Below are 14,688 nucleotides of genomic sequence, written 5' to 3'. Positions count from 1 at the left end.
ACTGAAAGCTACAATAAAAGCATAAAAGAAAAAGGAGATGGTTCGGATGATGAAGTGGCTCAGAGAGAATAAGTACGCAGCAATGTTATTGACACTCGTTCGGTTGTATGTAGGGTGGGCATGGATGGTAGCCGGATGGCACAAAATAACCGGCGAAAAGGCATTTGACGCTACAGGCTACTTGAAAGGTGCCATCGCGAAACCGGTTCTTGAGACAGGTACAACGGATTTAGTCTATGGCAACTTTGTAGCTTTCTTGAAAAACTTCGCGCTTCCACACGTTGGCATCTTCAATGTAGTCATTCCTTGGGGAGAATTATTGGTTGGTTTGGGGCTTTTGTTGGGAGCTTTGACAACAACAGCGATTTTCTTCGGACTAATCATGAACTTCATGTATATGTTCGCAGGAACAGTTAGCACGAATCCTTGGTTAGTGCTGCTTGGTTTCATTGTCTTTGCAGCTGGTGCCAATGCGGGGAAATTTGGGGTAGATCACTTAATCTTACCGTATTTGCACAAATGGTTCGATAAGATCGTTAACAGGTTTCATTTAACATTTAAGCTTAGATAACATGAGGGTAGAATCAAATGAACAAAATTCAGCAAAGCGCCTGTTCTTCCACTCATAGATGGAGAGAAGATCAGGTGCTTTCATATAAATAACTTGGGAGGGATCAGGCATGGAGGTTAATGTGGGAAGTCGCCCTATCGGACTCGCGTCTTCAAATCCAGCCAAGCTTGCTTATGCAACGGACCGTTTGGCCGATGAACATGAACAATTGCGAAGACAATTACGGAGTCTCGAAGCGAGTGCCAAAGAAGTGAGCTGGATCGATGATACGGCGGAAGGCATGCACATTCTTCAGGATTTAAGACGGAAGGCAGCGCATTTCGAGGAGGAGCTGGAGCGGCATGCCGCGTGGGAAGAACAGGAGTTGTACCCTTTCCTGATCAACTACTTTCATAGTCAGCAAGCGCCTACGATCATGCCATCCTTTTGGGTTCTGGAAAAAGATCATCAATTGGGTGTTTCATTTCTTCATTCGTTCAAGGAGGCCGTTGTCGATATAACGCCTATTTTCAATAAAAAGCAGTTAACCGAAACGGCCTCATACCTCCTGCAGGCGTGTTTGATATTAAATGATCATCTCACCATGGAAGAACAGTTTGTTCTGCCTTTAACGGATAGGGTGCTAATGGATCTGGAATCCTTCTTTTCATAGGAGAAATGTGGCGAGGAGATTGGGGCTATTACAGGCTATTACATTCTGCATATTTCTAACGGACAGTTTTCACAATGACAAATATTTCGCAGATAGTCTACATTTTTAATAACAATTTGACCATTGCGATAGGTAATCGCATCTTCTTTCCTCATTTCGCTTAACATCCGGTTGACACCTTCGCGTGTAGAACCAATCATATCCGCCATTTCGGTGTTGCTAAGCTTATAATCGATCAAGGTATGCTCGCCTGAAGGAACGCCATAGGAGTTACTAAGTCTTATTAACAAAGAACAAAGCGCCCCGGGCTTCCCATACATCATTAAATCGCGAAATTTGGTTTCGGTCATCCGGTGCATGAGCCCCATCCATTTCATGAATTCAATAGCCAGATCACTGTGCTGCTGCAGCAGGTCCTCAAGATCTTTGCGCATAATGACCCCAACTTTGCAGTCAGCGGTAACTTCGGCACTGAAGTTTTGCACGGAATTCTGAAAGGGGTCTATTTGCCCGAATAAGTCACCCGTTTGATGCAAATGCAAGATGAGGTTTTTGCCTGTTTCTGATGTTTTGGTGATGCGGACTCCGCCTTGGAAGACGTAGAACAATCGGTCTGCCGGTTCACCTTCCCAGAACAGGTACTCGCCTTTTTTGGCCAGCTTCATCTGCATAGCGTTTTTCAATCTATCTAAATTAGTCTCAGAGAAAAATTTCATCATAGTGGATCAGCTCCTCCACGGTTTTTGGCTATCTTCATGATAGTCTTTTTTAACACTTTTGTTTATCAGGAGATTCACTGATTTATGAATTCATTTCCTGATACGGAAATCAGGGTTTTCCCTGACAGACAAGTAAGATGGAACCGTCTACAATGGTAGTAGAAGCGATTTCGTACGGATTCATAAAGATTGGAAGTGGTATAATGGCAGCCGGTCAAGTGAACATCATGGATGTTTTAACACGACTTCGAGATATGACGTCAAGCGATTTCGTCGCATTGGCTCCTTTCGTCGATCAGCCAGCGCGTAGGCGTTGGATGTACATATTGGGCAACAAAAATGATCGCTGTCAGCAAATGGTCATCAAAATGGGGGAAGGGCTCGCGGGCGTAGCCTTGCGGCTGGGCAGATGGGTTAAACTCGATGCGGCCAATCCGAGAGCAGTGGAAGAAAGGCGCGAATGCCCCGTCATGCTTGCCGAGCAATTGCAGACTGCTGCCGCATTCCCGCTCATCATGGGTCCTTCTACTTCTACTGGGATGAAGGGACTGCTTTTTATCGGAAGACGCACGGACCAGAGCTATGAAGAAAACGATATAAAAGCCATTCTGGATAACCTCGAAAGGTTGGTAACCTATATAGAGAGACCTTGCAAGGAAGCCTCACGATGAATGGCATTTCTGGATGAGGTTTTTTTTGCTATGATGGGAAAAGGAATGGAATGAAATGAAATGAAATGGAAGCTTAAACCGCGGAGTTGCCGCTGAAAGGGGGAAGCAAATGCTAAAGATTCTGGTTGTGGATGACCATGCCATCGTAAGATCAGGGCTTGTTATGCTGCTAAACGGCAAGCATGATATGGAAGTGGTCGGCGAAGCCGCCGCTGGTGAAGAAGGCATTCAGGCCGCCCGGATGCTTACACCGGATGTCGTGTTAATGGATCTAAGCATGCCTCCAGGTATGGACGGACTTACTGCGACTGAAAAATTAAAGCAATTGATGCCAGACATGGCAATTTTGATTCTCACGATGCATGATGACGATGAGTACTTGTTCAGGGCTATACACGTTGGGGCCTCCGGTTATATTTTGAAAAGCGCTCCGCATGAAGAATTATTGACAGCCATTCGCTCCGTTGCGGCAGGAGATGCTTATTTATATCCGACGGCTACCAAAAGGCTGATGAACGAATACATGGAGCGCATGAAGAGCGGGGAGAATTCCGGCCCGTATGAATCGCTTTCCGAGCGTGAAAAGGAAGTTCTAGCGCGCATTGCGAAAGGTTTCTCCAATAAAGAAATTGCTGAGCAATTGGTAATTAGTGTAAAGACGGTTGAATCGCATAAAAGCAATGTGATGGAAAAGTTAGCGTTAAAAACACGCCCGGAATTAGTGAGATATGCGGCTAAGAAGGGGCTGTTGAACTTTGAATAAGGAGCATATGCCGGAATCCGAGCTATTGCAGGACTTGAAACAATCCCTTAAGCAGCTATCTGATGTGAAGTTTGCGCTTGATGAGTCTTCCATCGTTGCTGGTACTGATGCCAAAGGCAAGATTCTTTATGTCAATGATAAGTTTTGTAAAATCTCGCAATACGACAGGTCCGAACTCCTTGGCAAAGACCATCGGATTATTAATTCCGGTTATCATGATAAAGCGTTCATGGCGGATTTATGGGCAACGATTTCTGCAGGCAAGGTCTGGCACGGTGAGATCAAAAATAGAGCCAAAGACGGTACATTCTATTGGGTCGATACGACGATTGTCCCTTTTGTGGATGATCAAGGCCGGGCTTATCAATACTTAGCGATCCGTAATGAAGTAACGCAATTGAAGCGGGTAGAGGAAGAGCTGCAGCTGATGATGTCACAGGTCATGCAGATTCAAGAGGAGGAACGCAGGAAATTCTCGCGAGAATTGCATGATGGCATTGGGCAAAGCCTGTTCTCTTTGTTGATCCAAATGGACCGGCTCATTGGAGACGAACCGGAATCCGAGATAGGGCATCTCCGGCAAAATGTTTCAGCCATCATCGAAGAGGTGCGCAGTCTGGCTTGGAAAATTCGGCCATCCGTTTTGGATGATCTCGGCGTTGTTCCTGCCATTCGCACGCATATCGAGAACTACACGGATCACTATGGCATTCGAGTGAAACTGGATAGCAATTTACGTAAGAGATTAGGAGTCCTAGAGGAGACTACGATCTATAGAGTTATTCAGGAGGCTCTTACCAACATTGCGAAATATGCGGATGTGTCGGAGGCTAGTGTCCTTGTACATGAGAAGGAATCAGCTGTAGAAGTGGAGATCTCGGATAAGGGAAAAGGCTTCGAAAGAGGGCGGAATTCTAAAGGCGTCGGCCTTTTTAGCATGGAGGAAAGAGCAAAAAGTATCGGAGGCAAGCTGGATATTCTCTCTGAAATGGGGAAAGGCACGAGAGTGCGGTTAATTATTCCCCGTAAGGTTGATTGATTTAACTGTGGGGGAACTACAGTCCCTTATTTCTCTGAAAGGGCATGTTTTTCACAGGCGAGGGGAACTACAAGCCTCTATTTCGCTGGTTTCAGCTGAAAAACGAGCTATGGCGGAGAAATAAGACCTTGTAGTTCCGCTCAGATGGAAAAATGCTCGTTTTTCTCCGAATAGCGAACCCCAGTTCCCTTACTTAGTCTGCCGGCCTCGCACTAAGTGACTAATCTGCTCTGTGTGACAGCCTCGCACCAAGTGACAAATCCGCTCCGCATGCCGGCCTCGCACCAAGTGACTAATCTGCTCTGTGTGACAGCCACGAACCAATTGACCAATCTGCTCTGTGTGACAGCCACGCACCAATTGACCAATCTGCTCTGTGTGACAGCCACGCACCAATTGACTAATCTGCTCTGTGTGACTACCTCGCACCAAGTGACTAATCCGCTCCGCATGCCGGCCTCGCACCAAGTGACTAATCCGCTCCGCATGCTCGCCTCGCACCAAGTGACTAATCTGCTCTGTGTGACAGCCACGCACCAAGTAACCACTCAGCTCCGCACGACCGCCTCGCTCCACGGATCCTCGCACTTATGTTTATGTTGTACTCTGTACAACATAAAACAGCTTTTAACCCCACCACCCCGATCTTCATTGCACAAAGTACAATGAATTCAACCCAAATAGCGCGAAAACTGCGCTATCCTGCCCAAATCGTTGCACAGAGTACAACGTAGAAGGAGGCAGCAGCCGATTCGAGGCCTCTATGCTGCACAAAGTGCAACATAGAGGAGGCCTTGGCCAATACTCTTCAGCTAACTCTCTTTTTGATCGAATCGTCTATGATTATGGATGGAATCCCCCATTATTAATTTCAATAATTGGAGTATCTTTAATGAAAGTAGAAGCCCCTTCTCTGTTATTACCTCGTACATATACTTCCGAGTTTCATGAAAACGTTACCAAAACACCTAAGATTTCGTGGGGGTTTTACCGCCGCCATGCTTCGGCGACACCGCGCGCGGTTGGAAACTGCTAATCCACATATATGCCATTCCTATTTTCTGTGAAGGGGGTGATGATAGCCCGCTCATTGTCCAACTCGTAAGGAAAGATGTTCTTAGACTGGCCAATCGAAAATATGCCATGGAGGTGTCGATTCTCTTGCGTAAAAAGGGTAATCAGATTTCGCTAGTGTTAATCTTAGCGCTGTTTTTTAATGTGCTCATGATCTGCCCTGATAACGTTCCGACGGTATCAGCGGAAAGCGGAAGTTCTTCAGTCACGGATAATAGTTATGAACCCGTTTCGGTTTTTGATAAAGACTTTACTACCACGCCTCTAGGATTAACAGGCTCCGATCTTGGATTCGATTACTCCTCCTATACGTCAGGCTCGGCTTCGGCCGTCATTGAAGCAGATCCCTATACAGGGACTCGAGCTCTTCATCTGAAAGCAAATGGTATTGTTACGGATGGAGCATTAAGAAATGAATTTCAAATCAGCAAGACGTTCGGAGAGCCCTATACAGGAACAATTTCTACGGAAATTACGTTCATGCAGACTGGCGCGAAAAAGGATGATCGCATCATTCAGTTTTTTCCATCATCCGGCACAACGTTCCTGGTTGGAGCAGGTGTGACGGCGAGCAAAGGTTTGGGCTACCTTTTATCGACAGCGCCTTCAGGTTCGTTAGGTGCGTATGAGCTAGGAGAATGGCATACCATTCGCTTGGATTTTAATACAGTTTCCCAAAAATACAGCTTGTACTACGATGGGAATATTGTGCAAGCCCGCAACAATATGAACAAAAGTCTCCCCATCTATAATCTCAGGAGATTGGTTATTGCTGCGCCCGGCACTTCCGGGGATCTTTGGATTCGTGGCGTTAGAGTCACTCATTCACCCTTCATGCCAGAGCCACCGGCACCAAAAATCGTTACTTCCGGATCGCGTAACTCACGCGTCATGTGGACATCGGAGCACTATGCCTATGCATCAAAGTACCGGCTTCGCATTAAGCTGAAGGGCGAGTCGGACTGGAGGCCGATCGGGAATGCGACAACCTTGTATAAAGATTATACGGGAACCAATCTTATTCCGGCTTCCGATATTAACGCCTATTACGACATTGCGAAATCCGCATCTACACCATTAGTAAATGGTCAACCGTATACGTTAGGTTTATCTGTTGTTACGCGCGATGAATCAGGTGTATACAACAATGGCGTGCCAAGAGATTTTGAAAGTAAAATAACGGAATTTGATGGTACGCCTTATGCAACAACACCGCTCCCGACACCGGATACAAGCGTGGTTGGGGAACTCACATCCTATGCGAATTATTATGGATATATGTGGAAGCTGCAAGCGGGTTTGACGATAGGGGACTATCCATTTGCAGATAATACCTTAATCCAGTTCGCAGAAATTCCTAGTAAATATGCAAGCATGGAACGAATCGTTACCACGCACAAAGACGTGATGAGATACCCCTTGGGCGCTGATGGTGCCGTGCAAAACCAGATCATCGGCTTCAATGCGAAGGACAAAACGACCGTCTATGTGGCAATTGATAAAAACGCAATCCTGCCCGCATGGCTGACCGATTGGACCAACACCGGTGATGTGATTAAGATGACAGGTGCGACATCGGGATACACATTTAATATTTATAAAAAGAGTTTCGCCGCCGGTTCTTCCGTGTTGCTCGGCTATAACGATTACGCGAATTTCGATCTGTCCCAGAACGCCGGCTATTTTGCAATGGTAGAAAGAGCTACAACGGGATTAAAGCTAAATCCAGTGACGGAATGGGTCAACACATCCGCGTATGCATTAACAGGTTCAGTTAGCGAGAGTGTCTATTTATCGGTGTATCAAAATAAAACGCCTATTACGCTTCCGAATAATGGATTTATTAACGGAGGGAGCTTCGAACTGAATGTAAACCTGGTACCCGGTGCCAATTTATTTGAAGTTTATGCAAAACGTGATAAATCAACGTTCTTCGATCGTGTCGATGCCACAATCAATCAGGACAGTATTATTCCCGATATTCGCATTGCAACGCCTCCTACCACAGTTAGAGATGCCGTCTATACGCTTACAGGCTCGTTAAGTAAAGCAGCGAGATTAACCATTAAATTAAATGGCGAAAGTGTTGTGGATTCTGTTTATCAGCAAGCAGATGCGTTTTTCTCATATCCATTAACTTTACAAGAGGGAAATAACGCAATAGAAGTTTCTACTGTCGATTTAGCTGGTAATACCAATAAAGCCAGTTACACAATTGCTTACATATTCTGGGCAGGACAAGGTGCAATCCATGATTTGAACGGAAATCTTGTACATACACTAGAGCCTTCAAAGGATATCTATGCCGAAAAGAAAGTCGTCAACACAACGGGGGCAGATAAACAGCTTACGTTATGGTTTGTTCTGTATAATGCCGACAATGCGATGATTGATTTTGCCTCTTCGGTTGCGGAGCTTAAGCCTGGAGAAACAAGGACTTTAGGTGCTGGATTCACGCTTCCGGCTGAAGTCACGAATTATAAAGTCAAAGTATTCATTTGGGACAGCTCGAATAATATTGTCGGACAAAGCCCGCTCGCTGAGGAGCTCGTCGTGCAGTAATTATTGATTAGGAGGAAAGCATCATGAAGAAAGCCCTAACGTTAGGGATAAGCTTTTTACTCATGTTGAATGTTCTGCTATTGCCTGCAGCGACCGTTGTGAATGCTGCCGCATCGACATCCAGTAACCAAACCCAGGTGACAGCACCGATAGATGCAGCTGCGATTGCCAATGACGGCAGTGTTGAACTGTCGTGGTCCCCTGTATCCGGCGCAACTACGTATGCTGTAAAAAGAAGTACGGAAAGCGGCGGCACTTTTACGACGTTAAGCAGTTCTTTAACTGCGTCTTCGTATGTGGATACAAGCGTTACGAATGGCACTATTTACTACTACATTGTTACTGCGTTGGGCGCAAACGGAGAGATTAACGCCAGTGAGGAAATTGTTGCAAATCCTGCTATGGTTTTGACCGTGGCTCAGAACGGAACCGGTGATTTCTCCAGTATTAAATCTGCTCTTGAATCGATCCCCAGCAACAACACATCTCGTAAGATTATCTACATCAAAGAAGGTTCATATAACGAAAAAATTTCTGTTACTGTGCCCTATGTTGCTTTAATTGGCGCAGGTAAAGATAAAACGAAAATCTTTTATAACGACAATGAATTCACACCGACCTCGAGCGGCGCGACCTCAACTTTGGCGGCTTTAGATACGGCGACGCTTACAGTTGGAGGAACGAAGGATCGTACGGATGGCACAAGAGCTGCAGCGACTAACTTTTATGCAGCCAACTTAACCATCGAGAACTCCTCCGACGTTACGAAAGGCCGGGCATTGGCAGCACGTGTCATTGCAGATCAAGTTGTCTTTGAAAATGTCCGATTTGTCGGTTACCAAGACACGCTTTACACAGGCGTCACTTATTACGACAAAAGCAGCAGGCAATATTATCGCAATTGCGAGATCAAGGGTTCCGTTGACTTTATTTATGGACCGGCAACTGCGGCTGTTTTTGACCACTCTGACATTATAAGTATAAACGGTTCTTCGCGTTCCGGAGGGTACATCACAGCTGCAGCTACGCAGAATCCAACCGGCGATCTTCCCGGTATCGTGTTTATGAACTCCCGTCTATTGAAAGACGCTACTACACAGGGGAAACATTATTTAGGCCGCCCTTGGCAGGACCAACCAACGGTGCGATTTATCAATACATGGATGGATGATCATATTCACCCGGACGGTTGGACGGTAATGACGGATAATCTTACCTACCATTATTCCGAGTACAACAGCTCAGGACCTGGAGCAAGTCCATCCACGCGCAAGTTGCAGGATGATACCGATCCTAGCCATTTTGCCATGACAGCGGAACAGGCTAGCCAATTCACGATACCCTGGATATTTGGAGGATGGGACCCGAGCCAGAGAATCATTTATCCAAAACTGTTTGAATCCGTGGTGCCAATAGTAAATCCTGCACGGCCAGATGGAACTTTGGGCGCTTATACCAAACCAGTTCTCGTTTACATGGAAGTAAATAACGAGGCTCCTGCGGCGAATCGCGTACAGTACCGTATCGATGGCGGACAATGGGCATTTTATACCAAAGAATTCGCAGTAAGCGATACGGGTACACATCGTATAGAATATCGTTATGTTGACGCTTTAGGGACTCCAAGCACAAGTGCAATAACTTCGCTTAAAATAAATCCTGCTGAACAGGCAAGAGTACCGGCATTCCCTGGTGCTGAAGGCGGCGGGATGTATGTAACAGGCGGACGCGGTGGCTCCGTGTATGTGGTGAATAACCTGTTGGATTATGCGGATGGCACGCCTGCTATCCCGGGCTCGTTTCGTGATGCGGTGAGTCAGCCGAACCGGATGATCATTTTCAGTGTTTCCGGCGTCATCCATTTGGCCAGACCTCTGACTATCGGTCAACCCAATCTTACGATTGCCGGTCAAACCGCCCCGGGCGACGGTATCGCCCTTAGCGGTTATGCGGTGAAAGTTGGCAGTGGAACAAGTACCGCTGGAGGCAATATTATTGTCAGATATATGCGATTCTGGGGCGGCGAAGTTGAACTGGATGATACGTTCAACATCACGGGAGATAACGTCATTGTCGATCACGTTTCAGGGAGTTGGAGTACGGATGAATTATTCTCTTCCGAGAATAACAAAAATTTTACGCTCCAATGGAGTTTCATCACGAACAGTTTAAACCACTCCATTCACACGAAAGGCCCTCATGGCTACGGTGGGATCTGGGGAGGGTCGAATATTACATTTGCCCATAATTTAATTACGAACCATATTAACCGTAACGTTCGGTTTGCAAGGGCGACGGATATCGTGAATTATCCCCAGAAGATTGACTATCGGAACAACGTTATTTATAACTGGGGCGGCAATACGGCATACGGTGGGGAAATGGCAACAGGGATTAATATGATCAACAATTACTATAAGCCAGGACCTAACACGTATAGCGCTTTTAACCGAATTGTCGCGCCTTCGGCTGGCGATGCTGGTGGGGGAGCCTTTTATGTCAATGGAAACTATGTGGTAGGCGATCCTGAAGTATCAGCTAATAACTTGGTGAAAAATGCGAATGGCTCTTATAAAGCAATTAACCCGGATTCAACATTTACGCTCAAAACAACGCCTTTCATCTACCCGGACGCGAATGATCTGGTTGGAGGACCAACGACGACTGATACGGCTGAAGCGGCCTATGAGAAAGTGCTGCAACATGGCGGGGCTTCGCTTCCGAAGCGGGATTCGCTTGATGCTCGTATCGTTGGTGAGGTAAAGAACGGAACCGGAAGAACCGTCAACAAGATTGCGTACGATGGTGGCTTGCCGGAATTGTTGTCGGCCCCTGCACCAATTGATACGGACGGTGACGGAATGCCGGATGAATGGGAGCTTGCCAATGGATTAGATCCAAATGATAACGGTCTAGATGCTGCTGGAAATAAAATCTCAGGCAACGTCAACGGCAGTTTCGGGGATATCAACGGGAACGGTTATACCAATATTGAGGATTACATCAATTCATTGGCCGATGTACCTGTGCCACTGAATCCAGCTGTTTCTATCGAGACACCGGTTATGCACCAAGCTTACCTCCTGAACGACCCGATCAGCATTCGTGCAGCAGCAGCGGGCGCCAGCGGAAAATCGATAGCCAAAGTGATTTTTTATGATGCCGATAAGAAGATTAGTGAAGATGTAAGCGAACCTTTCGAGTTTACTTGGGAGAACGCTCCGGAAGGTCAGCATTACATTTATGCAAGAGCAATCGATAATAACGGGGTAACGACCTTGTCAGATGCTGTCATTATCTACGTGAACGGACCTGAAAACTTGGAGTCCTGGGTGTCTCAGGATATTGGCACTGTTAAAATTCCAGGAACCGCCAACCTATCCGGTAATGTGTACAAAGTGAAGGGTTCTGGCGAAATCAACATCAAGGGTACAACAGACTCATTCCATTATGCCTATAAACCAGTTAAAGGCAACTTTGAAATTTATGCGAATGTCGCCTATGAGTCGGAATACGATGATGATGTTAAGACCGGGTTTATGATGCGTGAGAGCCTAGAGCCATCATCGAAGGCAACCGGGGTCTTCTTGTCTACAGATCCAACCGATGATTTTAGCGTCGATACGAGCGGTAGAAAGATTTCAGTCATAAACCGCAGTAAAACCGGGGGCGGGTATACCGAGCAGTTGCGAAGAAGTACGACCTTGAAAGCGCCATACTGGATCAAACTTGAACGCAAAGAAAACACAGTATCCGGTTACGTTTCGAAGGATGGCTTGGATTGGTCTTTGGTCGCTTCAAATGTTGTTGATTATGGGGAGACGGTTTATGTCGGCATGGCCGTGGACGGAGCAAAAAAAACCACAAACATTGATTATTTAATGTCGGCCAGCTTTACGAACCTTCATTTGTCATCTTCGCCGCAGTTTACTCTTGATAATGCTGCAAGCGAAAGTGTTGAGATCCCGGACTATACCCTCTCGGGGACTGTCACAGATCGTGCGAAAATAGCTGTAAGCAATAACGGAGTTTCGGTCGTGGATGCCGTATATTCAGAAGCGGGTGAGCCTTTTTCTAAAAAAATCACCTTAAACGAAGGTGTTAACTCGATTGTCGTATCGGCATCGAATGAAGAGCTGTTTGGCAACGTTTCAAGCTCCAAGACGATTGTGGTTACTTATCATAAGGCCGCAGTCATATTTACACCTTCTGTCGATATCCCTAAAGTTGTTGATTCACCAGCCTATTCATTATTAGGCAGTATTAATAGGGATGCGAACGTAACGGTCAAAGTCAACGGTACGGACGTTCTCAACAATGTTAGAACATTAAATAACGTGACGTTAACTGTTCCTATGACTTTGAAGGAAGGCATGAACATAATTGAAGTAAAAAGTGTTGATGATTATCAAAACGTTGGCCTACAAACTTATCAAGTGAATTATGTGAGAAACTGGGGAGACCAGCTGTTTGGCATGAAAGACTTATCTCTGACAGATCGTAGTGGGAATGCGGTATCCGGTCTAATTGGTTCCACCGATGTTGTAGTGAGCATGTCTGTTCAAAATAATTCGGCAATAGGTCAGAACGGTGTTCTTGTCCTTGGGTTGTTCGACCAGCAAAACCGGATGGTCTGGTATTCCTTTGTGTCAAGTTCGTTCTCCGCTGGTGAAGATAAGCAAATGAAGGCCATTATGAGGGTTCCTGATATTGTGATGGGCTACAAACTAAAAGCTTTTGTCTGGAATAACACATCCAGTCGAATCAGAATCTCAAACGAGATTATCATTCCTTAGAGTTGTTATTTTTATCATGCGATGGGAGACGTAGGGAGGGTAGTTAGTGGCATCCCTTTCTATGTCTTCTTATTCCGAGGAGGATTATGCTTGAAAAGTTTGCGAAATTGGACGATTGTAATACTCGCCGTTATGGTGTGTGCGGGCGCGATGATTTTGTCCGCAGTGGCTTCTGCAGCTGACGTTCGTGCAACGTATAATGAACAAGATGGCCGAGTGATCATCTCCGGCCAATTAAGCTCGGAGGCAGGTAAGCTCATCAGCTTGCAAGTAATTAATCCACTGAATCAGTTGGATTTATTAGACCAAACCGCAATTGGCGCAGACGGCTTATACCAATTCAGCTATGTGTTGAAGCAAAAAATAAATGGTACCTATTTTGTTAATGTCAATGTGGAACGGTCGGATCAAGTGCTTGGTACAACATTTGAGGTGAAGTCATTTACAACACCGGATCGTGATAGCGATAATCCTCCGAATTCGAATGTGGGGATAGGAGGAGCTGTGGTAAAGTCTACCCCGCACGTTGTGGTGGATCAGACTGGTGCAATCGTTTCGGCTAAGTTGGATAAGGAAGCGGTGGACAAAGCTTTTTCGACCGGCGATAGCCATTTGGTTGTTGAGATCCAACCTGTCGAAGGCGCCAAACAATATCAATTGTATGCACCGGCAAGTATGTTCTTAACGGCTGCTGAGCAACAATTGACGATTGTAACGGAGTTTGGATCGCTAGCGATTCCTAACGGACTATTAAGTAATGTCGATCTTCATTCAGCCACAGAAGTCCGTTTTGTCATAGCTAGTGCTGACAGGAGCAGCATTCCGGACGAGATGAAAGGTCAAATCGGTCAACGACCCGTCCTTGAACTCAGCATCTTAGTCGACGGAAACCCAGTAACCTTTAATAATCCTAGTATGGCAGTTACTGTTGCAATTCCGTATCAACCTACAGAAGAAGAATTGAAAAATCCTGAGCATATTGTCGTATGGTATTTCGATCATGCGGGTGAAGCTCATGCCGTTCCAAGCGGGAAATATGAGGCTTCAACAGGGACAGTGACCTTTAAAACCACACATTTCAGTACATTTGCTGTAGGATATCAGCAAAAGAGTTTTGCCGACTTGAATGCGGTTGAGTGGGCGAGAAAGGGGATTGAAGTGATGGCATCCAAGGGAATTATATCCGGCACTTCGGATACGTCATTTCAACCAGCGGCGAATATAAGTCGCGCTGATTTCATGATGTTGTTAACGAAATCTTTCGATTTTAACGCCGATGTGACGACGAACTTCCGTGACGTGCACCCCATTGACTACTACTATGAAGCGGTTGGAATCGCCAAGCAGCTTGGCTTAGCAGAAGGTCAAGGGGACGGGGCATTTCATCCGAATGAACAAATCTCCAGGCAGGACATGATGGTGCTTCTTGCAAGAGCAATGGGCGCAGCCGGCATGGAGATTGCCAAAGGTGCGGCAAGTGATCTTGAAGCGTTTAGCGACAAGTCGTATGTAGCTTCATACGCGGTAAATGATATTGCTGCATTGATGAAGAGCGGATTTGTGGAAGGCAGCGGAAGCATGCTGAATCCGAGCGGCTATGCGACAAGAGCGGAAGCGGCTGTATTGCTCTATAGGATTTATAACAAACAACAAAATCAAACTGTGGTCCCAGATGCTCCGGATATTTATTTTGAGCGATGAGATCGAACATAGGGGAGGGTGCCGAGCAGATGCTGCTTGGCACTTTTTTCTGCGAAGGGGAACTAAACCTTTATCCGGAATTCAAATCATAATACAGCAACATTTTATCGTAATCTGGCAAAACATATAGCGTTTGGGTT

General features: G+C 46.0%; 10 protein-coding genes. 8 read left to right on the top strand and 2 right to left on the bottom strand.

The window, feature by feature from the left end; translation table 11 throughout:
• The first annotated feature begins 46 nt into the window (after nucleotides 1-46).
• Nucleotides 47-571 carry a DoxX family membrane protein gene (locus tag ACKTT9_RS27265; RefSeq protein WP_407868381.1) on the top strand — a complete coding sequence of 175 codons (525 nt, stop codon included), beginning with the start codon at nucleotides 47-49 and terminating at the stop codon, nucleotides 569-571.
• 109 nt (nucleotides 572-680) lie between these two features.
• Nucleotides 681-1,223 carry a hemerythrin domain-containing protein gene (locus ACKTT9_RS27260; protein ID WP_407868380.1) on the top strand — a complete coding sequence of 181 codons (543 nt, stop codon included), beginning with the start codon at nucleotides 681-683 and terminating at the stop codon, nucleotides 1,221-1,223.
• Nucleotides 1,224-1,261: 38 nt separating this feature from the next.
• Here ACKTT9_RS27260 and ACKTT9_RS27255 read toward each other — a convergent pair whose 3' ends face one another.
• Nucleotides 1,262-1,942, bottom strand: coding sequence for a Crp/Fnr family transcriptional regulator (locus tag ACKTT9_RS27255; protein ID WP_407868379.1), 681 nt, complete (start codon nucleotides 1,940-1,942; stop codon nucleotides 1,262-1,264).
• 203 nt (nucleotides 1,943-2,145) lie between these two features.
• Between ACKTT9_RS27255 and ACKTT9_RS27250 the strand changes: the two genes are divergently transcribed.
• The 3 genes from ACKTT9_RS27250 to ACKTT9_RS27240 all read left to right on the top strand — a co-directional run bounded on the left by ACKTT9_RS27250 (nucleotide 2,146) and on the right by ACKTT9_RS27240 (nucleotide 4,415).
• Complete coding sequence (locus ACKTT9_RS27250) at nucleotides 2,146-2,613, top strand: GAF domain-containing protein (protein ID WP_407868378.1); 468 nt, start codon at nucleotides 2,146-2,148, stop codon at nucleotides 2,611-2,613.
• A 109-nt stretch (nucleotides 2,614-2,722) separates the two neighbouring features.
• Nucleotides 2,723-3,376: a response regulator gene (locus ACKTT9_RS27245; protein ID WP_407868377.1), complete on the top strand. Its 654-nt coding sequence runs from the start codon at nucleotides 2,723-2,725 to the stop codon at nucleotides 3,374-3,376.
• Nucleotides 3,377-3,383: 7 nt separating this feature from the next.
• On the top strand, nucleotides 3,384-4,415 hold the full coding sequence (locus ACKTT9_RS27240) for a PAS domain-containing protein (RefSeq protein WP_407873126.1): 1,032 nt from the start codon (nucleotides 3,384-3,386) through the stop codon (nucleotides 4,413-4,415).
• A gap of 212 nt (nucleotides 4,416-4,627) precedes the next feature.
• Here the strand turns inward: ACKTT9_RS27240 and ACKTT9_RS27235 are convergent, their stop codons facing one another.
• Entirely contained in the window at nucleotides 4,628-4,948 is a 321-nt protein-coding gene (locus ACKTT9_RS27235) for a hypothetical protein (RefSeq protein WP_407868376.1), read from the bottom strand.
• 628 nt (nucleotides 4,949-5,576) lie between these two features.
• Between ACKTT9_RS27235 and ACKTT9_RS27230 the strand changes: the two genes are divergently transcribed.
• The 3 genes from ACKTT9_RS27230 to ACKTT9_RS27220 all read left to right on the top strand — a co-directional run bounded on the left by ACKTT9_RS27230 (nucleotide 5,577) and on the right by ACKTT9_RS27220 (nucleotide 14,548).
• The gene (locus ACKTT9_RS27230) at nucleotides 5,577-8,051 is read left to right on the top strand and encodes an FxLYD domain-containing protein (RefSeq protein ID WP_407868375.1); all 2,475 of its coding nucleotides are present in this window, start codon (nucleotides 5,577-5,579) and stop codon (nucleotides 8,049-8,051) included.
• A gap of 23 nt (nucleotides 8,052-8,074) precedes the next feature.
• Nucleotides 8,075-12,847, top strand: coding sequence for a pectinesterase family protein (locus tag ACKTT9_RS27225; protein ID WP_407868374.1), 4,773 nt, complete (start codon nucleotides 8,075-8,077; stop codon nucleotides 12,845-12,847).
• 90 nt (nucleotides 12,848-12,937) lie between these two features.
• Entirely contained in the window at nucleotides 12,938-14,548 is a 1,611-nt protein-coding gene (locus tag ACKTT9_RS27220) for an S-layer homology domain-containing protein (protein ID WP_407868373.1), read from the top strand.
• Nucleotides 14,549-14,688: the final 140 nt, after the last annotated feature.

Source organism: Paenibacillus sp. P36 (assembly GCF_045866505.1).
GTDB lineage: Bacteria > Bacillota > Bacilli > Paenibacillales > NBRC-103111 > Paenibacillus_E > Paenibacillus_E chondroitinus.
The sequence above is the reverse complement of the archived record's forward strand: the minus strand, read 5'-3'. Positions and strand labels throughout refer to the sequence as shown.

Coding starts and splice junctions, on each gene's coding strand:
- ACKTT9_RS27255 (WP_407868379.1), bottom strand. CDS start 1,942: ATGATGAAATTTTTCTCTGAGACTAATTTAGATAGATTGAAAAACGCT.
- ACKTT9_RS27240 (WP_407873126.1), top strand. CDS start 3,384: ATGCCGGAATCCGAGCTATTGCAGGACTTGAAACAATCCCTTAAGCAG.
- ACKTT9_RS27225 (WP_407868374.1), top strand. CDS start 8,075: ATGAAGAAAGCCCTAACGTTAGGGATAAGCTTTTTACTCATGTTGAAT.
- ACKTT9_RS27265 (WP_407868381.1), top strand. CDS start 47: ATGATGAAGTGGCTCAGAGAGAATAAGTACGCAGCAATGTTATTGACA.
- ACKTT9_RS27245 (WP_407868377.1), top strand. CDS start 2,723: ATGCTAAAGATTCTGGTTGTGGATGACCATGCCATCGTAAGATCAGGG.
- ACKTT9_RS27260 (WP_407868380.1), top strand. CDS start 681: ATGGAGGTTAATGTGGGAAGTCGCCCTATCGGACTCGCGTCTTCAAAT.
- ACKTT9_RS27250 (WP_407868378.1), top strand. CDS start 2,146: ATGGCAGCCGGTCAAGTGAACATCATGGATGTTTTAACACGACTTCGA.